At 59.0% G+C, this 19,215-nt stretch carries 14 protein-coding genes; 7 read left to right on the forward strand and 7 right to left on the reverse strand.

Annotated features, from left to right (window positions below):
• Window positions 1–14: 14 nt before the first annotated feature.
• The 5 genes from BM477_RS00235 to BM477_RS00255 all read right to left on the reverse strand — a co-directional run bounded on the left by BM477_RS00235 (window position 15) and on the right by BM477_RS00255 (window position 6,441).
• A complete protein-coding gene (locus tag BM477_RS00235) occupies window positions 15–884 on the reverse strand; it encodes a CE1759 family FMN reductase (protein WP_075360683.1) in 870 nt (289 codons plus the stop codon).
• Window positions 885–905: 21 nt separating this feature from the next.
• On the reverse strand, window positions 906–2,057 hold the full coding sequence (locus BM477_RS00240) for a CE1758 family FMN-dependent luciferase-like monooxygenase (RefSeq protein ID WP_075360684.1): 1,152 nt from the start codon (window positions 2,055–2,057) through the stop codon (window positions 906–908).
• Window positions 2,058–2,062: 5 nt separating this feature from the next.
• The gene (locus tag BM477_RS00245) at window positions 2,063–2,524 is read right to left on the reverse strand and encodes a MarR family winged helix-turn-helix transcriptional regulator (protein WP_075360685.1); all 462 of its coding nucleotides are present in this window, start codon (window positions 2,522–2,524) and stop codon (window positions 2,063–2,065) included.
• 329 nt (window positions 2,525–2,853) lie between these two features.
• Window positions 2,854–5,118 (reverse strand): bifunctional metallophosphatase/5'-nucleotidase, encoded by a 2,265-nt coding sequence (locus BM477_RS00250; protein WP_075360686.1) that lies wholly within the window; start codon window positions 5,116–5,118, stop codon window positions 2,854–2,856.
• Between the two features lie 369 nt (window positions 5,119–5,487).
• Window positions 5,488–6,441 (reverse strand): DUF4862 family protein, encoded by a 954-nt coding sequence (locus BM477_RS00255; RefSeq protein ID WP_075360687.1) that lies wholly within the window; start codon window positions 6,439–6,441, stop codon window positions 5,488–5,490.
• 630 nt (window positions 6,442–7,071) lie between these two features.
• Between BM477_RS00255 and BM477_RS00260 the strand changes: the two genes are divergently transcribed.
• The 5 genes from BM477_RS00260 (at window position 7,072) to BM477_RS00280 (ending at window position 13,224) form a co-directional block, all read left to right on the forward strand.
• Entirely contained in the window at window positions 7,072–8,097 is a 1,026-nt protein-coding gene (locus BM477_RS00260) for a hypothetical protein (protein ID WP_075360688.1), read from the forward strand.
• Between the two features lie 365 nt (window positions 8,098–8,462).
• Entirely contained in the window at window positions 8,463–10,355 is a 1,893-nt protein-coding gene (locus tag BM477_RS00265; RefSeq protein ID WP_075360689.1) for an anchored repeat ABC transporter, substrate-binding protein, read from the forward strand.
• Window positions 10,356–10,373: 18 nt separating this feature from the next.
• Window positions 10,374–11,561, forward strand: coding sequence for a choice-of-anchor M domain-containing protein (locus tag BM477_RS00270; protein ID WP_084543597.1), 1,188 nt, complete (start codon window positions 10,374–10,376; stop codon window positions 11,559–11,561).
• Window positions 11,558–12,304: an anchored repeat-type ABC transporter ATP-binding subunit gene (locus tag BM477_RS00275; RefSeq protein WP_075360691.1), complete on the forward strand. Its 747-nt coding sequence runs from the start codon at window positions 11,558–11,560 to the stop codon at window positions 12,302–12,304. Before BM477_RS00270 ends, BM477_RS00275 begins: the two co-directional genes overlap by 4 nt.
• Window positions 12,304–13,224: an anchored repeat-type ABC transporter permease subunit gene (locus tag BM477_RS00280; RefSeq protein WP_075360692.1), complete on the forward strand. Its 921-nt coding sequence runs from the start codon at window positions 12,304–12,306 to the stop codon at window positions 13,222–13,224. Before BM477_RS00275 ends, BM477_RS00280 begins: the two co-directional genes overlap by 1 nt.
• 577 nt (window positions 13,225–13,801) lie before the next feature.
• Here BM477_RS00280 and BM477_RS00285 read toward each other — a convergent pair.
• Both BM477_RS00285 and BM477_RS00290 read right to left on the reverse strand, forming a co-directional pair.
• Window positions 13,802–14,674: a glycosyltransferase family 2 protein gene (locus BM477_RS00285; protein WP_245792771.1), complete on the reverse strand. Its 873-nt coding sequence runs from the start codon at window positions 14,672–14,674 to the stop codon at window positions 13,802–13,804.
• A gap of 28 nt (window positions 14,675–14,702) precedes the next feature.
• Window positions 14,703–15,569, reverse strand: coding sequence for a DUF5926 family protein (locus BM477_RS00290; protein WP_075360694.1), 867 nt, complete (start codon window positions 15,567–15,569; stop codon window positions 14,703–14,705).
• 216 nt (window positions 15,570–15,785) lie between these two features.
• Between BM477_RS00290 and murJ the strand changes: the two genes are divergently transcribed.
• Window positions 15,786–17,522 carry a murein biosynthesis integral membrane protein MurJ gene (gene murJ, locus BM477_RS00295; protein ID WP_075360695.1) on the forward strand — a complete coding sequence of 579 codons (1,737 nt, stop codon included), beginning with the start codon at window positions 15,786–15,788 and terminating at the stop codon, window positions 17,520–17,522.
• 175 nt (window positions 17,523–17,697) lie between these two features.
• Window positions 17,698–19,206 (forward strand): M81 family metallopeptidase, encoded by a 1,509-nt coding sequence (locus tag BM477_RS00300; protein ID WP_075360902.1) that lies wholly within the window; start codon window positions 17,698–17,700, stop codon window positions 19,204–19,206.
• Window positions 19,207–19,215: the final 9 nt, after the last annotated feature.

A 19,215-nucleotide genomic window follows, 5' to 3' on the forward strand; every position in this document is an offset into this window, starting at 1 on the left:
GGCGCCAGACAAAGCTACTTCGAGGTTTCCCCCAGCAGCTCAGCCATCGGCATGAAATCGTCGACATCAGGACGCAAACGCCCAGCCGTACCGTCGCGCTTCAGCAAAGCCGCCAAAGCCGCCTTGCCGGGCTTGCCCACATCCTGCTTCGGCCGCTGATTACGCGGAATCGTAGACTTGTGAATCGGGCCGGCAGAAGCACCAGAGGCACCCGGGCCAGCCGCAACACCCGGCGTGTTAGCCACGCGCGGTGCAGCGGGAATGGCGGGAGCAGCCCCAGCAGATGCCGGTTTCTCACTAGCCGCCACTTCCGGCACAGAGCCATCAGCCGTCAAAGCCAGCATCCGGAACAAGTCATCCGCCGCCCGCTCAACACGCGGTTGCATCTGTGAGGAAGCCCCGAAGTCCTCCGCCGCCGCGAATACCGCGGTTCCGGCCGTCTGCGCACGCATCGCTGAGAACAGCGGACGCATCGCATGGTCAAGGACGAGGGAGTGTCGTAGCGAGCCGCCGGTAGCACCCAGCAGCACCGGTGTTCCCATCAGACGCTGCGTGCCGACCAGATCCATGAAGGACTTGAACACACCAGAGTATGATCCAGCGAAAACCGGGGACACGGCAATCACCGCGTCAGCAGCTTCAAGGGCGTCCAAAGCATCCTCGACACTCTGCACGGGCATGCCGGTCACCATTACGCGGGCCACATCCAAAGCGATGTCGCGTAGTTCCACGTTCGTAATCTCAACCTTCGCGCCGGAGGCTTTCACCCGGGCTACGACCGCGTTCGTGAGCGCGTCAGCGAGCACGCGGGTCGAGGAAGGGATGGACAGTCCTGCCGACAGGACGGTGAGACGAACTGTTTTAGTTGAAGTTTCAGTTGTCATGGTTTTACCTTCTGACTGTGCTTAGTCATCGGAGCGGTCTTCAGCGCGAAGGCCGGTCCAGTTGTCTCCGGTTTCGAAACGGTACTCATCGGACCATTCAGCGTCGCGAGCGGCGACTAGGCTCTCATGAGTGGGCGCGTCGGGCACATCGGCGGGACGTTGCGAGTCGTAGGCTTCACGCAGGGCCGGGGCAACCTCGGTACCGAGCAGGTGAATCTGCTCCAGCACCATGTCTAGCGGCAAGCCAGCGTGGTCCACGAGGAACATGATGCGCTGCACGTCACCGTACTGGTCACGCATCGCGGCGTAACGGTCAATGACCTGCTGGGGGGAGCCGACGGTCAGCGGGGTGTCCGTGGTGAACTCTTCCATGCTGGGGCCGTGTCCGTAAACCGGCGCATTATCGAAGTAGGGACGGAAGGTGTTGACTGCGTCCTGCGAGTTGTGGGCGATGAAGGCCTGGCCGCCGATACCGACGTAGGCCTGATCAGCGCGGCCGTGTCCGTAGTGCTCGTAGCGCTCACGGTACAGGTTAATCATGGTCGCGGTGTGCTCTGCCTTCCAGAAAATGTTGTTGTGGAAGAATCCGTCACCGTAGAAGGCCGCCTGCTCAGCGGTCTGCGGGGAACGGATGGAGCCGTGCCAGACGAAGGGGGCAACGCCGTCGAGGGGGCGAGGAACAGAAGTGAACTGCTGCAACGGGGTACGGTAATTGCCTTCCCAGTTGACGACGTCTTCAGTCCAGAGGCGACGCAGCAGGTGGTAGTTCTCCACCATCAACGGGATACCTTCACGGATGTCCTTGCCGAACCAAGGGTAGACCGGCCCGGTGTTGCCGCGCCCCATGGTGAGGTCAACGCGGCCGCCTGAAAGGTGCTGCAACATGGCGTAATCTTCCGCAATCTTAACCGGATCGTTCGTCGTGATCAGGGTGGTCGCGGTGGTTAGCTGCAGCTTCTTGGTCTGCGCGGCAATGTATGCCAGCGTGGTGGTCGGTGAGGATGAGTAGAACGGCGGGTTGTGGTGCTCGCCGAGACCGAAAACGTCTAGGCCTGCTTCCTCGGCGGCTTTCGCCATGGTGATGCCGGCTTCGATACGCTCATGCTCGGTAGGGGTTTTACCGGTGACGGGGTTACGGGTGATGTCTGAGACTGAGAAAATTCCGATTTGCATTGGAGTTAGTCCTTTCGATTTGGTTCGGACGCTGTGAGGTGGCGTTCGAGTTGTGATAATACGCGTCCGAGGGTGGCTTGGTCTTCGTCGTCGAGGGCGCCAAAGAAAGCTTCCCGCACATATTTGGTGTGGATTGGTCGAATCTGGTTGAGTGCTTCTTGACCGGCTTCGGTGAGCGTCACATGCATGTGGCGTTTATCCGCCTGATCAACGGTTTTGGTTATCCAGCCGCGCTCTTTGAGCCTGCTAACTGAACGTGACAAGCCTGATGTGGTGACTAGCACTGTCGCTCTCAGACAGGACATTGAAAGCGTTTTATCCGGAGCGCTCTCCACAGTGACTAGAACGTCAAAGTCGGAGAGACTAATCCCGGCGGCCTGTTTAAGTTCTACATCCGCCCCGGTAAGGATGTGGGATGCTGTGTAAATGTAGCTTTTCCAAGCTTCCCAGTCATTCTTCGTTTTCATGTTTGTAACTATAGCGCACAATAGTTGCGCACGCAACTATTATTGCGTATTTGTGCGGGAAACCACTACTTTATCTTTTTAAGTAAAGATATTGGGGAGCATCTAGACCAATCCTGAGCCTTACACACAAACCTAGCGAACACGTAACGTACACCGCTCATTCAACCTCACAGCAACCCCCTCGCCCCCTCCTACCGACACCCGGCACCCTCGATCCACACAAAAAGGGTGGGGGTAAATACCATTTCTGGTACTTACCCCCACACGTTTTATTGCCGAGGAGGCGCCTATCAGCGGCTCATTTGGAGCGCTGGCGCACTACTCAAAACTCAGTGAATCTCCGTCTCGCGACGCTTCAAAGCAACCGCCGCGCCACCCAATAGCGCCAACAAAGCGGCAGACATGACAATCGGAGCGACAGCCGAAGAACCGGTCTTAGCCAGGTTACCCTTAGCCTTAGCTTCCGGAGTCGGCATCTTGCCACAGTCAACAGAAATAGTCAGACCCTGGTCAGCGGAAACCAGTTCACCCATGTCGCTTTCAAGATAAATGGGCATATCCAGCGTTCCATGCGCTCCCTCGCAAACCTGAGAAACAACGAAGGAGACAGTAGCCTGGCCGGCACCATCAGTGGTAATCACTGATTCAGTCTCAGAGTTCGGGTTAGCCTCATTCAGGCTGTTATTCACCTGAACATACTCGCTTGCATCGCCGACAAAAACCTTCACCTGGTCAGGAATTCCCGCACCCTCGGTGAAAGAAAGACCACGCAAAGCGATGTCGAAAGAACCATCAGACAGCTTCACAGACTCAGGAGCAGTCACACCCACGGAGTGCTTCACAGTGGAAGCCTTCACCGGGGCCTTAGCCAAGTAAGCGTTGAAACCATCACGGTCCAAAATACCGTCAGTCAAAGCCGGACCATTCTCAGTCAAAGCGTCGAAGGAGTCACCGCCATCCAACAAGAAGGTAACCGAACCGACCGTGTACATGGCATCCATATCTATCGGCTCACCGTTAATAGAAATAGAGGTGATGCGCTCACCATAAGGCTTCTCCGGATCGTAAGTGTATCTAACGTTGCTGGACAGACCTAGCTTCAGCATCGGGCGAGAGTTCTGGCTGTTCAAGTTAGTCTTCCACTGCTGCTCCAGAGCCTTCTTAAACTGAGCACCAGACAAAGTGACGTAGCCCAGCTCATTAGAGAACGGCATAACCGCGTAAGTCTGCTGATAAGTCAAAGTACCGTCAGCATTAGGCACCAAATCCGCACGCAAACCACCGGCGTTAATAATGCCAATATCAACCGGCTTACGGTGAGCGCCGCGAACCATAATCTGGTCGCGCATCGCGTCAGCGGCTAGAGTACCAAGAGTGGACTCATGGCCTCGGTTAGAACCCGGGCCCTTCGAGGTGCCATCAGCCTGGTTGTAAACAGCGCGCTTGAAACTGTCGGTGTAGCCAGTAGCTACAACCTTCGCGCCAGCAACCTTAGATTCAGCAACCGCCTTGTCCACAATCGCCTTAACGGCGGTACCCGTCGCAGACGCAGCCACATCACACTCAGCCAAAGCCGGAGCCGGAATCAGCTCAACAGCGGACTCCACAACCTTGCCAGTCTTCTTGTTGAACTTAACGACCATCTTAGACAGGTTGTCAGTGTAAGAACCGGAAGCAGTAGCGGACAGCTTGTTACCCTCCGCACCGTTCACCATGTCAAAGTCGTAAGGCACGTGAGTGTCACCACCCATCAAGCCATCAACATACATGCCCATCTTCGGGAAGTTATTCTTCACATCGTCATCCAACATGGCAATAACAACCTGAGCTTCACCGCTATCCTTCAGCTGCTTAGCCAAGGTGTTAATCTTCGCAATCGGATCATTGAAAGTCATACCGGTAGTAGTACCGGGGCTCAGCTTGTAGGGCACGTCCTCGGCAATGGCGCCAATAAAGGCAACCTTAACGCCGGAAGGTGACTCCCAAACCTTGTAATCGCCCAGGCTTGCACCCAGACCCTCAACGTTGGCGGCCAAGTAGGGGAAGCCCAGCTTCACGAACTGCACTTCCTCACCGCGGACCGTGGCCTTAGTTCCGGCTACGCGAGCCTTGAACACTGCCTGACCGAGGTCAAGTTCATGGTTGCCAAGGGTGGAAGCCAACGGATGCAGCTCATTCAACGCTGCAATAGTGGGGTTGTCGTAAAGAGAACCAGAAGTGAAAGGCGAAGCACCAGTGTTGTCGCCTAGCAAAGTGAAAGAAGAGTTCGGGTTAGCTGCACGCGCTTCGTCGAGGTAGCAGCCAACAGAAGCCAAACCAGCCTCAGTAATCTTCTTAGTCTTGTAATGCTTGACCTGCTCAATATGGCCGTGCACGTCAGTTAGGTTGTAAAGATCCAAAGTTACTACATCGCCCGTAGCCTCTGGGGTTTCAGCAGTAGCTGGAGCCTCAGCGGTGGCGGGAGTTTCAACAGTCGCTTTGGGGGTAGCCGGAGCTTCGGGGGTCTCCGCAGCAGCGACACCCGGGAGGCCGACCATAGCGACGGCAGTAGCGGCAGCAAATGCGAGCGCCGCAGTAGATAGCTTACGTTTCATTAAGCACTCCAAAATAACTCGATAATTAACGGCGGGCCGCCAGTGATTATTGAGACAATTCCGGCAGTCCTGCAGTGCCAGTATATAAGAGTGCGATGCAAATTACAGAGCGTTAAAGAGCACTATTAGCTAACGATTCCCCGCTCTGGTAGGCCGGCGGCGACTGTGCACCTTAAGAACAAATGTGCACCTTGCACAGTGCACAATTAAAAATAAGGTGCACAGTCGCCGTGGAACGGGTGAAGGGGCCGCGGAGCACAGGCGTCCGGCCGGCCGCGTGACCAGCCCGCACCGCCACCAGCTACCCGGCCGCACGACCAGCCAGAACCGGCCGGCTAGGGCAACACCGCCACCCCCTCGGCCCCCAAACTAAGCCGGAATCAACTCCATGATCTGGTCATAAAGCCCGAGGCGCTGCGCCACCGTCAAAGACTCCGGCCGCAACGACATCTTGAAGCCCTTAAAGACCAGATCATCGCCAGCCGCCGCCCAAGACTTCACCAGCAGCTCCGGCGTCAGCAAGGCCGAGTCCGCCGCGCCGCCCAAACCGGCCACAGGCAGATGCCCATCCACCCAGCCAGGCCCGAAAGCCGAATCCTGCGGATCAATCCCAGAGGCCATATAGCCGCGCAAAAGACCGGCCTCGCGGGCCATCCCCAAATGCTCCAACGGCGTCTCCACCGACCCGGTCTCCAACACCGAACGCGCCCAGTTCACACTGACGCCCAGCCGCACCCGCGCAGCCCCCTCGGCCTCCTCCTGAGAACCCTCATAAACTTGCGTGATCGCGGCAAGCTCCTGACCGAGGTCGAGGAAGCCCTTCTCCGGCGCGACCGTACCAGAGGCAGAATCGCAGTGTTCCACAGTCAGCGCGGCACCATGCCAATCCCAAGTCACCAGCTCTTTGAGCGACTGCGCGAAGGCCGCCTCGCTGCCGCCACCCTTCGGGGCCGAGTGAATCTGCACCGCCTTCACCTGATGCCCCGCGGCAGTTAGGGCTTCGACACGGGCGTGCAACTCACGGTTAAGTTCAAGCGCGGCGGCGCGGCCGTCCTCAGTGGGGCTGGCCAGGCCGAGTCCCGGATGACTGCCCTGCATCATCATGGTGATCGGAATGCCGGTCAGCACCAGATGTGAATCCGCGGCCGCACCCTCCGGCCAGGTCAGATTCCAATACTGTGGCGCGGCGGACCCACGGTAGGGAATTTCGTAGCCACCGACGCGCGGCTTTGCGCTCAGCTGCTGCAATAATTCTGCGGTAGTGCCCAGCTCCGACTGCTCCGGGTTGGGATAGATCGGGTATGCACCTACGGTAAGCTTCATGATTTCCTCCTTGATATCTGGCTAAGGCTGGCGTATGCGACCATCCGGAGACAGTCAGCTAACGGTTTGCTCCTTAACATCTTGCTCCCCAGTGTACTCCGGTTGTCTGACGACAGTAAGGGTTTGGGTGTTCTGCTTTCTGAGCGGTGTGCGCATGCGAGGCTTGTGGCTGTGTTTTCCAGTGCTTTGCATGTAGTGGTTTTGTGTGGCAAAATGCCACACAATTTCAATACTGTGTGCAAAAAAGCCAAAAATTGGCCAAATTCGGGCGAAATTTGGTCTTTTCCCACACACAAACGGAATTGTGTGGCATTAGCCCACACATCTTCGACTCGACTCGGTAGTTTCTCACACAACATCGTCACACTGGCAGTCGCAGCAGCCAGAAACAGTGCAAATATCTGGCCAAAACACCGCCAGCACAAGCAGAAGTAACATAAACACCACCGGCACAGCTATAAACACAACACAGTCACAACACCGACATAATCGAATCTGAGGATGCGGCGACGCCAACGACCTGCAACTCTGGCGACACCCCTCCCTCGGCAAGAAATCCACAGGAAAGTTATCCACAACGCAACAGAATCTTGCTAGCCAAACAGAGGCAACACGCGACACAGTAACTACATGATCGACATTTCAAACACATCACTCGCAGCCGCACGAGAACTCCCACGCCAAGAACTACGGAAAGTACGCCAAGCAGGGAAGCCTGGCCAGCAGGCCCGCTGGAAACAACTACGCCATGGCTTCTACATCCAAAACCGACCAGACACCTCAAAACACCAGTGCAATCAGACTGTGTCTCTGGCACGGATCATCGCGGAATCCGCACTGAACCACGACGCAGTCTTTACCCTAGAATCGGCGGCGCTGCTACACGGATACATGATTCGAGATGGGGTGCCACCAGTCTGCATCGCAAAACATCCCAACCAAAACCGGCACGCACACACCTACCCTGCAGTTAGCCTCGGAGAATTCCAAGTGCCAGCGGCCACCACCCAAATCAGCTCCAGTACGACGCAATTCGAAACCATGCAAATCAGCGGTATACCAGTGCTTACCCCAGTTGACTTAATCTGCATGATGATGAGGAAAAGAGACCCTCTCACTGCAATGATTACGGTAGACCATGCTTGCGCTGAGCTTTGCGCCGCAGACCCTATTCGACGGCAGGAAACTGAAACTGAGTTCGTCAAGCTACAGGATTCGGTGCGGGAGCGATTAACGGAAATGCGCGGCCAGCACGGCTGCAAGCAAGCTCTCAAGCTGGTGGAGCTGATGACTCCCTGGGTGCAATCACCGCTGGAGACACGGTTCCGTCTGATCGCTGCGGCCTATGGTTTCCCCACGCCGATTCTGCAATACGAGGTTTTTAACGAAGGCTCTGTATTTTATGTCGACGCATTCTTCCCGCAGCAGCGGCTAGCGATTGAGCTTGATGGACTGGCAAAATACAACAATGACATCGACGTCCTCCGTAAAGAAAAACGGCGCGAGAGACATCTGCTGGATCAACGGATGCAAATCGAACGTTTTTCCTTCCGGGAGCTTACCCGTCCGGCACAAATTGCCCGTACGTTGGGAGCCCGAATCCCAGACTGTTCTGCCACCGTGCCGGTACACCAGTTTTTATTGGAGAATTGGTAGGGGACGAGGGCGAGTTGTCAGTAGCTTTGATGGAACGCTGTTGCTGCGCGCTGGCCGTCACTGAAGACTACCTCCCTACCTACGATGTTGTGTGCAAAAAAGCCACTTCCGCCCGGTTTTGTGTGGCAAAATCCCACACAATTCCAATACTGTGTGCAAAAAAGCCAAAAAATGGCCAAATTCGGGCAAAATTTGGTCTTTTCCCACACAAAAACAGAATTGTGTGGCATTCGTCCACACAATTCCGGCGGGGGAATGGGGTTGGGCGGTTTGCAGTTGATTTCACATTCCCCCACTCGCGCCGGTAAATGAGAACGTATATCATTAAGGGGTAACTGGGTAAGGAAAATGCTAAGGAGAGCGGCATGGGACACAGCAAAGCTCGCGGCAAGGACCGCAGGCTTGAACTCACCATGCAATCCCGTAGCCGCAATGTCCGCAGCCGCACGCCCAAGCCCACCATGCAATCCCGCAGCCGCAACATCCGCAACCGTACGCCCAAGCTCACCGCACTCTCCCTCGTCCTCGGCGCCAGCCTGACCCTTAGCGCCTGCACACCCTCAGCCCCCGCCATCGACCCAACCCGGACCAACCCGGACGGCACGCATCACGTACAGGTCGTAGCTTCCACCGGCATTATTGCCGACCTAGCCCGCAACGTAGCCGGCGACCGGGCGACCGTCACGCCACTGGTCCCCGAGGGCGCCGACCCGCACTCCTATGAGCCAACACTGCGCGACATCCGCTCCATTGTTTACGCGGACGCCGCCTTCACCAACTATGTGATGCTGGAAGAACACAGCCTCATTAAAGCGATCGACGCTAACCTGCCGGAAACCTCGGAGAACGTCGCACTGGCGGAGGACGCCGCCCGCTACTCCGCGGAAATCATCCCGCTGGTAGAGGACGCCTCACTGGACACCATTTGGCTGGGACTACGAGTGCGCGGAAACGGCAAAGCATACGGGGCGAACCGCTCCTCCGAAGCGACCATCAAAGCCACCGGCATGCGCGGACCCGGCATCCTGGCCGGCTACCTGACCGGCTCCTTCGGGAAGCCCGACATTTACTTCAACTCCGGCGACGGGATTGATCCGACCGACGACTCGGTGGCGCTCCCCCTCGACGCTCACACGCACGTGTCCTGGGCTTTCGACAAGCCCGGCATCTACCAGCTAGACCTGCAGGCCACCTTAAACCCTGACCAGAACGCCTCCAACACGGTCGGTTCGGGCAGCAAGCGAGCCATTCCCTCCGGTGAAACCACCCTCACTTTTGCGGTTGGCGTGGACCCGCACTCGCTGCCGGGCGCCGACCAGAAACAGATCCTGGACGCCGGACACGCAGACATCACCGCCGACATTGACACCGGAAAGTTCTCACTGTTCGCTGACCCGAAAGGCGGCGGCGAATACACGCAGAAAGACATTGACCCGGCGAACGCCATCATTGAAGTGCCCAGCAAGGCGCTGCAGGCGATCCCTCCCGGGCCGGAGTTCAGATTCCTCGGCAAAGCCGGACAGCAGATTTACCTGCTACCGCAGGCCGTCCTCGGTAAGCATGTGCACGGCGAGATTGACCCGCACCTGTGGCATGATGTCCGCAACGCCAAAGCCTACGTCAAATCAATCCGTGACACGCTCAGCAAAATCGACCCGCAAGGCGCCCATATTTATGCGCAAAATACCGCGAATTATTTAGCCAAACTGGACGCCACCGACGCTTTCGTTCGCAAAACCATTCACGAGGTGCCGCCCGCGAAGCGCACCCTCGTCACCACGCACGACGCCTACGGTTACTTGGCGCACGCTTACGGCCTGAAGGTCGTCGGCTTCATCACGCCGAACCCCGGCACGGAGCCGTCCGTCGCACAGCGCGTCAAACTGGCCCGCACCATGGCGGACTTGGGGGTGAAAGCGGTTTTCGCGGAGCCATATTTGGCGACCCGCAACCAGGAGTTGCAGCAGGTCGCGCATGACGCGGGCGCCGCCGTCTGCCCCATCTACTCTGACAGTTTCGACCCCACCGTCAACACGTACATTGACATGATGCGTTTCAACGCGACCTCCATCCGCACCTGCCTGGGCGACGCCCAGCCGTGGACCGGCCCGGAGCCGACGCCTGAACACTCGCACGGGCACTCGCACGGGGATTCCGGGGCACACATGGAGGGGGCCGAGGACGAGGATGCGCACCAGCACACCGACGGCCACAGCGCCACCCCAGACCATGGCCACTCAGACACTCACCAGCATTAAGGACTTTAGGCAGAAAGAATGATTATGAAGCAGCTCTCCACCACGCAAACGAATCCGCGGCCAGCCAGCCGCTGGCTCAAAATAGCGGCCGCCACCGCTGCGGCTTTCAGCTTTTTCACTGCCGGCCTGCTGACCGGCGCTCCCTCGGCCTCGGCTGATGAACTGGATCAGGTAGTGGGCGAGAATGAAACCCTCAGCCATGACCGCGCCGAAATCAGGGAAGGCCACATGGACATTGGCCCGCGCATCATTGACGGGCAGTGGATGCTGGCGGTGCGTGACGACTCTAAGGACACGCCGGCGTGGCGGCTGCCGAAGGACGTGATTTTCCGGGTCGGTGACCAGTCGATTCTGCAGGTCCCGGACTCGGGCGCCTACGATTTTACGGGCGCGAAAGCCGGCGAGAACGCCTACGTGATCCCGCAGTCGCAGCTGCCGGGCGTGCCCTGGCTGGGCTGGAATACGCAGGCGCCGGAGGTGACGAAGCAGATCGCGCGCGGCATTAATCTGACCTTCCTGGGCGCGCAAGGCCCCGGCAACCTGAACGTCTTCTTGGAGTCCGGTAACTTCTCTGAGCCGACCCAACTGTGGGATGCCCGCAAGTCAGAGCCGCAACCCATCTGGGTGGATCTGCACACGCACACGCACGCCACCTGGGTGTTCACCAAGCCGGGCATTTACGCGGTCGCGCTGAACGTATCCGCTACCGGCAATGACGGCAAGAATCACTCTTCCACCTCCGTGTTCCGTTTCGCGGTCGGTGACCAGGCTTCCGCCGAGGAGGCTTTCAACACGCAATGGCAAGGTGAGATTCCTTCCGCCGAGGGCGTGAAGTCGGCGCTAGCCGGAGGCTCTGACGCTGCCGCCCCGGTCGCTACCGCTGAGCCGACCGCTACCACGCCGGCCGGCACTATGGAGCCGGTCACCACCCCGGAAGTGGTGGCTAATCAGCCGGCCAGCGGCGGCCTGAGCATGGGTGCACTAATCGCCATTATTGGCGGCGCCCTAGTGCTGATTGGCGGCGTTGTTTTCTTCGTGATGCGCCGCAATCAGGCAGCGAAGCGGGCTGCCGAAGCCGCGGTTTCCGCCACCCCGGCGGGTAGCGTGGAGACGTCCTCGGCCCCCTCGTCCCCGGCCTCCCCAAGCAACCACAACGCCCCGAGCGCCCCGAAACGAAGCCAGCAAAACGACGGTGATTCCCTGTGACTGAGCCGGTTTTAGAGATTCGCGGGCTGAACGTCAGCCTGTCCGGGCGGCGGATTCTACGCGACGTTGACCTGACCTGCGAGAAGGGTGAACTGCTGGGTCTGCTGGGCCCAAACGGCGCCGGCAAAACCACGATGCTGCGCACCATGATGGGGCTGGTCATGCCGACCGCCGGCAGCATCAAAGTCCAGGGCATGACCGGTAAAAAAGCGGCCGACCTGATCGGGTATGTGCCGCAACGGCAAGACATTGCGTGGGAGTTCCCGGTGACGGTCGCGCAGCTGGTGATGACGGGCCGAGGGCGCCGCATCGGCTGGCTCCGCAGCGCCAAAACTGAGGACTGGCAGGCGGTTTTCTCCGCCCTTGAGCAGGTGCAGATGCGCGCTTACGCGGACCGTCCCATCGCGGAGCTTTCCGGCGGGCAAAGGCAGCGCATTCTGATTGCGCGCGCCCTGGTGAACTCGCCGGCGCTGCTGGTGCTGGATGAGCCGTTCACCGGCCTGGACATGCCGACGCAGGAACTGCTTTCCGCACTCTTTAGGCAGCTTACCGAGGGCGGCACCAGCCTGCTGATGACCACTCACGACTTGACGCACGCAATGGTGATTTGTGATCGGGTGGCTTTGTTGAATCGGGCGATTGTGGCCGAGGGCGCGCCGTCGGCGCTACGTGACCCGCAAGTCTGGATGGATACTTTCCGAGTTTCCGCGGCCAGCCCGCTACTTAAACAGTTAGGGATCTAATGCTGACACCAATTGATTTCATTCGTGACCTGATGAACCCGATGCTGGCGTTCTTGCCGCGAGCCCTAATTGTGGCGATTTTGGCCGCCATTATTTGCGGCATCATTGGTGCGCACGTGGTTTTGCGTGGCATGGCTTTCATTGGTGACGCGGTCGCTCACTCTGTGTTCCCGGGCCTGGCGGTCGCTTTCTTGCTGCAGGGCTCACTGGTGCTGGGCGGTTTGACTGCGGGCGCGGTCACTGCCGTTCTGGTGGCGTTGTTTAGTCAGAATCGTCGCATCAAAGAAGACACCATTATTGGTATTTTCTTTGCTGCCGCTTTCGCTTTCGGTCTGGTTATCATGTCGCTGTCGCCCGGCTATTCTGGGTCTTTGCAGAGCTTCCTGTTTGGCTCCATCACTGGTGTGAGCGTGAACGACATTATTACCGTTTCGGTGGCGGGCCTGATTGTGATTGCTTTGACTCTGATGTTTAACAAGGAGCTGGTCGCGGTTTCTTTGGACCGCGATATGGCGCATGTGCAGCGGCTACCGGTTTTGGCTTTAGATATTTTGCTGTACTTCATGGTGACTATTGCGGTGGTCATGTCGATTCAGACGATTGGTAACGTGCTGGTGATTGCGCTGCTAGTCACGCCTGCGGCGACGGCCCGCCTGCTTACTGACCGGCTGGCTCCGATGATGATGCTGTCCGCCAGCTTGGGGGCTTTGTCCGCCCTGGTGGGCGTGTACTTGTCTTGGTCTTTCAACATTCCGACCGGCGCCACCATTGTTTTGACCGCTACCGTGATTTTCTTGGTGACTTGGTTGTTGGCGCCGAAGCATGGCCTGCTGGTGACCCGCCTGCGGGGCGGCGTCCGCATCGCCGGCGCGGACCGGGAAGACACCGAGTGGGAGCAGGCTCCGGCGGTGTCCGCGTAGGTGCGATTGAGTCACAGCACTGGGGGTCGATGTGACGGTGGAGGGCACTGCGCTAGCCGTGTAGGTTGCCACGCCAGCCGTGTAGGCTGCGCTGGCGTTGGCCGCTGAGTCCGCGTTGTCACCACGCCACCCGCTTAAATTGCGCCACTACCCTTGGCAAAATCGCACACATTATTGTTTGTGTGTGGGAAAAAGCCAAAATTAGGCCAAATTTGGGCGTTTTTTGGCTTTTTCGCACACAGTATCGAAACTGTGTGGCATTAGTCCACACAAAAACCGTCTAATTCTGGCAGTTTCTCACACAATTCCCACAATACGCGGCCGGTGGCGGAGATGGATTGGCTGCGCAGATGGGTTAGTGACGCAGATGGATGGGTAGCGGGCTGCGCAGGTGGGGCGGGTGGACGGCCAGACTCACCGACTGTGACCATTACAAACAATTGTGCACCTTGCACAGTGCACAATTGTTACTAAGGTGCACACTCGCCGTGAGCGGATGAGTGGACTAGGTGAAACAGTGCACAATTGTTACTAAGGTGCACACTCGACGAAGGTGTGCGGCGGCAGGGCTGACAGCTCAGCGGCCGCCGCCCACAGCGGTGCCAGCACCCGGCAGGCCCCCAACCACGTAGGGCTCGTAAGGCTTCTGACTGCGCGCAGCGTCACGGAACTCCCGAGACCGCAAAGTCCGGCCCGTCAAACGATGCCCCCACATTGCCAGCATCACGTCCTTGTACTGGCTCAGGCGGTGAATCCGATCCGTTGACTCGCTGTTCAAATGCTGGAACTCCGTCTCCACCTCCACGACGGAAAAACCCTGCACCAGCAGGTCGATGGTCATGCCGACCTCTACGCCCCAGCCGCGACTGAACGGCAGAACCTTCTGCGCTGACTCCCATGACAGGCACCGCTGACCAGACAGGGGGTTGCGGGGACGCCAACCGGTCGCCGCCGCAATATTACGGCGCGCTAGTCGGGACACGAAGCCTCGGCCACCAGAGGTCACCTCACGGGGCGTATCGCCAATCGCCATGCCTACGCCACCACCGCGGACTGTGTTAATCAGTTTGATTGCTTCCAGCGCGGACTCGCCCACGTCGGCGTCCATGAACAGGACTGAACGCCCTCGTCCTTCCTCCGGGTCACGCATCGCGGCGACCTTCAGCCCGGTCTCCATTGCGGAAGCTTTCCCCCGGTTCACGGCATGCCGAACCACGACGGCACCGGCGGCCCGGGCACGATCTTGCGTGTCATCCGTGGAGCCGTCATCGACCACAATAATGAGGTCCGTGCCCGGCAGAATATGGCATGCGCGCACCGTAGTCGCGATCACCGTGCCCTCGTTGTAGGCGGGGATTACGACCGCGACCTGTTGCGAATAGTCAATCGTGTTCATGATGGTGGGGTTCAGGTCCGAGGACGAGGGTGAACGGCAATCAGCCGCCCCCACAGGCGCGGAACGCTAAACCGGCTGGACCTTAACGCAAAGACACCTGGCGGGACACTAGGCCCGCCCGCGCCCGACGTTCATCATCAGTCAGCTCGTCACGGTTATCGATCTCCGCGACCAGCTTCTTCTCCAGCTGCGCCGCGGCGTCAGCTAGGTCGGCGGCAGCGGTACGCTCAGCCATTTCGAAGACCGGCACAATCAGGCCGCAAGTGCGGAAAGCCCCAATGAAACGAGTGTCCTCACCCAGGTGTGCTTCACCGCGGACCTTCAAGCGGGCCAGCGCGTCAAGGACACGGTTCTCAGGCTCGTTACGGATCCAGCGAACAAAATCGTGATTCATGCGGCACCAGAAGGCGGACTCAGTGCCGGGAACAATTTCGGTCGGGATAGTTTCCTCAGCAGTATGATCAAGGGCGGACTTTACGTCCTCGTCCTCCAGCTTGGCGGGCTCCACCCAGAAATCGAAGTTCGGGGACATGTGGAACTCGAAGCTCTCAGTGTCGACAACCTCATCCAGGCGCGGGCCCGGGTCGCGCACGTCAAAGCCGGACAGTGCGGAGCCGTCTTCCAGCTTCAGCACGGCCACCGCGGCGGCACCCAGATCGTGGGAGAGGTCGCGGCTGTTCGCGGTGGTGCGGACCGCCACCATGGGGACACCATCGGCGCGCATAATGCCGGGAGTTCCCTCCGGCAGGTAGGAAACCAGCAGCAGCTCACGGCTGCCGTATTCTGGTTTCGTGGTGACTTTAACGTAACCGGACGGCACGAAGTCACGCAGCGCGACCAGCTGGTTTTCGAATGCGAGGCCTTCGAAGGGGCGGGCGACGAACGGAATCGGCGCACGCTTAATCTTCTGCGGCTTGGACGGATCATATTTACGACTTGCTTTACCCATGGGTAAAAGATTAGCGTACCCGCGGGTGTTTTGCCGGAAACTACGCGAAGAAAGCACACTCAGACGGCAGTGACCACCGAGATCAGTGGGGTCAGTAGAGGCAGTGCAGGGACGTTAGCTCCCCTGGCTGTCCCCCTCGTCAGCCTTTGAACGTATTATCCTGAAGATACGGTAAAGTACCTTTGTAATACTGAAACAGAGCTTTGAGGAAAAGTCATGTCCGAATCCGCACGGGAAGCCCAGCAGCCGGCAGACGCAAACAGCGACGCCGCGAAGGCTAAATCTGAGCAGTCTGGGACCTCGGCGGCGCCCGAGAAAATCAACGTGGTGCGGTCTTCGCTGACCATCGCGGCCGGCACGATGACTTCCCGCGCCCTCGGGTTCATCCGTGGCGCCCTCCTGATTGCAGTATTGGGCGCGGTCGGCGTGCAAGACTCCTTCCAGGTGGCGAACACGCTGCCGCAGCAGGTGTATGGGCTGCTGGCCGGCTCCGTCATTGCGGCCGTCCTGATTCCAGAAATCGTCCGGGCCTTTGACCGTAAGGATGGTGGCCGGGACTATGTGAACCGACTGCTCACCCTGACCGGCACCGCCCTGTTCGTCATGACTTTGGTGATGACAGTGGGCGCAGTGGTGCTGGTCGACATTACGTACCCGGCCCTGTCCCCGCAGGTGCAGCAGCTGGCTTACGTGTGGGCTTTCTGGTTTATGCCGCAGATTTTCTTCTACGGAATGCAGTCGGTTCTGGGGCAGGTGCTCAACGCCCTCGGCCATTTCTGGGAGGCCGCCTGGTCCCCAGTTTTGAACAATATTATTGCGATTGCGGGCCTGTTCTTCTATGTGTGGCTGTTCGGCTGGGCGCCGAAGGGCTACACGGATCCGGCGGCTCTCACGCAGTCGCAGATCATTACGATAGCGATCCCCACCACCCTCGGCATTGTCGTGCAAGCCATGGTTTTGCTGTGGCCTTTGAAAACGGTCGGGTTCTTCCCGAAGTTCACCTGGGGTTTCCGCGGTTACGGGCTGGGCCGGGCCTTTCGGATTGCGGCCTGGACGATGGCCTCCGCGACCATATACATGCTGTCTTTGCTGTCGGTGCAGTGGCTGGCGTCCGGCGCGGAAGGGTACGGCGCCGCGCAGAATCTGATTATTTCCGGGCCGGCGGCGCGCGCTAACGCTTACGCGATTTTGATGCTGCCGCACTCTGTGTTCACGGTGTCGATTATGACGGCGATTTTCCCGAAGCTGGCGCATTACGCTTCCAGTGGTGCGGCTGAGAAGATGCGGGGCGCCTACGATAAGTACATTCGCGATATTTTTGCCCTCAGCCTGTTCTTCTCCATCAGCTTGCTGGTTTTCGCGGTGCCGATTTTCCAGGCGTATGCGCCGTCGCGTTCCGTGGCGGAGGTTTTCGCTTACGCACAGGTGTTGAAAGCGTACTCTCCGGGCCTGATTTTCTTGGCCTTGTTCGGTATGCAGGTGAAGGTGCTGCTGTCTTATGGTCTGGCCCGCGTCTCCTTCATTGGGTATGTCGCGAAGGCCGGCACTTTGGTGTTGGCGGCGCTGCTGGTGTGGCTGCTGGTGAATCCGTTGCGCTGGGTGGCGGTCGGCGCGATGGCGGAGATTGTGTCTTTCATTGCGGGCTCCATGTACATGCATTACCGGATTGAGAAGCTACTGCCGGGGCAGAATAATGAGAAGCTGTTGCGGGACCTGATTGGTTCCCTGATTGCGGCGATTCCAACGTGGATGGTGGCGTCGCTGGTGCTGTGGCTGCGCGGCGAGTTCGTGAAGGGCTCCCCCTCCTATGTGTTCACCTATTCGGTGCTGACCTGCGTGATTGGCGGCCTGCTGTCCCTGGCCACCTACCTGCTGATGCTGTGGGCCGTGGGCAACCGCGAGGCCGTGGGGGCGCTGGCTTCGCGTTTTCAGCGGTTCCTGCCGCGCCGCTGATTTAGGCGCGGGGTCGGCGCGGAGGTCGGCGGGGGGTCGGCGGGCTTCACGGGTTTCGCATAGTTTTGGGGCCGAGGACGAGGGTGAGCGGTAATAAATTTGTTCAGTGTGGAAGGAGTGTACGGTGTCTAGAGTTGATGCGGTGTCTGAGTTTTCTACGGTGTCTGGGGCTGCACTGAGGCGCCCTCGTCCCCGCGTCGCGGTGTGCGGGATTCATATTGAGTCCTCAACTTTCACCCCGTATTTGTCGGGGGAGGCGGATTTTGTGGTGACGCGCGGTGATGAGCTGATGGCCCGGTTTTTCTGGCGTGATTACACGTGGGCGCAGGCGGTGGATTGGGTGCCGGTCCTGCATGCGCAGGCTTTGCCGGGCGGCGTGGTGAAGGCTTCCGCTTATGGCGCTTGGAAGGCGGAGATTTTGGAGGGCTTGGCCGCCGCGATGCGTGAGGGCGGCCTGGATGGCTTGTTCTTCGACATTCATGGCGCGATGAGCGTGGAGGGTTTGGATGATGCGGAGGGCGACCTGATTTCCGCGATCCGGGCCGTCATTGGGTCGGAGCCTTTTGTGAGTGCGTCCATGGATTTGCATGGGAATGTTTCTGAGGTTTTGTTCGATGAGACGGACCTGTTGACCTGCTACCGGATGGCCCCGCATGAGGATGCTTTGGAGTCGCGGATGCGGGCGGCGAAGAATCTGGTGGATCGGGTTTTGGCGCCTCGGGCTGAGGATGGTTCGATCGTTCGTCCGGCGAAGGCGCTGATGCATGTGCCGGTGTTGTTGCCGGGCGAGAAGACTTCTACGCGTTTGGAGCCGGCGAAGTCTTTGTATGCGCAGTTGCCGGCGGTGGAGGTCATGCCGGGGATTCTTGATGCGTCGATTTGGATTGGTTTCGCTTGGGCGGATCAGCCGCGTTGTCAGGCCGCGATCTGTGTTTATGGTGATGATGATGCGCTGGTGAGGTCGGTGGCCGCTGATTTGGGTGAGCAGTTCTGGGCGGCGCATGACCGTTTCGAGTTTGTCGCCCCGACCGGTAGTTTTGCTGAGTGTTTGCGGGTGGCCGAGGGTTCTGTGGCTGCCGGTCGGACGCCGTTCTTTATTTCTGATTCTGGCGATAATCCGGGCGCGGGCGGCGCTGACGATGTGACGGTGGCTTTAGCTGGCCTGCTGGAGTGGGAGCCGCTCAGGTCGGGCCGCTTCAGCGGCATTTATGCGTCGATTGTGGATCCGGTCGCGGTCGCGGCGGCTGATGCTGCTGGCGTGGGTGGCCGCGTGGATGTGTCGGTGGGCGGCAAGATTGATACGCGGGCGCCGGGGCCGGTTGAGGTGGCTGGCGCTGAGGTGGTGGCTTTGGCGGATGATCCGATGGGTGGCCGGGTCGCGGCTTTGCGTTGTGGCGGACTGGTGTTCGTGGTGACTTCGAGGCGGCATCAGTATGCTACGGCTGCGGATTTTGCGCGGCTTGGTTTGGAGCCGACTGCGGCTGATGTGGTGGTTGTGAAGATTGGCTATTTGGAGCCGGATTTGTTTGAGATGCAGGCGGGCTGGATGATGGCTTTGACGCCGGGTGGCGTGGATCAGGATCTGCTACGTTTGGGTCATCATCGGGTGTCGCGGCCGTTGTTTCCGTTTGATACGGGTTTTGATCCGTTGCCGTTGCCGGTGCGTTTTGTGGCTGGACATTAGTTTGCTGGT

The organism is Boudabousia marimammalium, assembly GCF_001936115.1.
Lineage (GTDB): Bacteria > Actinomycetota > Actinomycetes > Actinomycetales > Actinomycetaceae > Boudabousia > Boudabousia marimammalium.

Bases quoted from the DNA above. Each gene is read 5' to 3' on its own strand.
- BM477_RS00280 (WP_075360692.1), top strand. From the start codon at position 12,304: ATGCTGACACCAATTGATTTCATTCGTGACCTGATGAACCCGATGCTG.
- BM477_RS00290 (WP_075360694.1), bottom strand. From the start codon at position 15,569: ATGGGTAAAGCAAGTCGTAAATATGATCCGTCCAAGCCGCAGAAGATT.
- murJ (WP_075360695.1), top strand. From the start codon at position 15,786: ATGTCCGAATCCGCACGGGAAGCCCAGCAGCCGGCAGACGCAAACAGC.
- BM477_RS00255 (WP_075360687.1), bottom strand. From the start codon at position 6,441: ATGAAGCTTACCGTAGGTGCATACCCGATCTATCCCAACCCGGAGCAG.
- BM477_RS00245 (WP_075360685.1), bottom strand. From the start codon at position 2,524: ATGAAAACGAAGAATGACTGGGAAGCTTGGAAAAGCTACATTTACACA.
- BM477_RS00260 (WP_075360688.1), top strand. From the start codon at position 7,072: ATGATCGACATTTCAAACACATCACTCGCAGCCGCACGAGAACTCCCA.
- BM477_RS00265 (WP_075360689.1), top strand. From the start codon at position 8,463: ATGGGACACAGCAAAGCTCGCGGCAAGGACCGCAGGCTTGAACTCACC.
- BM477_RS00235 (WP_075360683.1), bottom strand. From the start codon at position 884: ATGACAACTGAAACTTCAACTAAAACAGTTCGTCTCACCGTCCTGTCG.
- BM477_RS00270 (WP_084543597.1), top strand. From the start codon at position 10,374: ATGATTATGAAGCAGCTCTCCACCACGCAAACGAATCCGCGGCCAGCC.
- BM477_RS00240 (WP_075360684.1), bottom strand. From the start codon at position 2,057: ATGCAAATCGGAATTTTCTCAGTCTCAGACATCACCCGTAACCCCGTC.
- BM477_RS00250 (WP_075360686.1), bottom strand. From the start codon at position 5,118: ATGAAACGTAAGCTATCTACTGCGGCGCTCGCATTTGCTGCCGCTACT.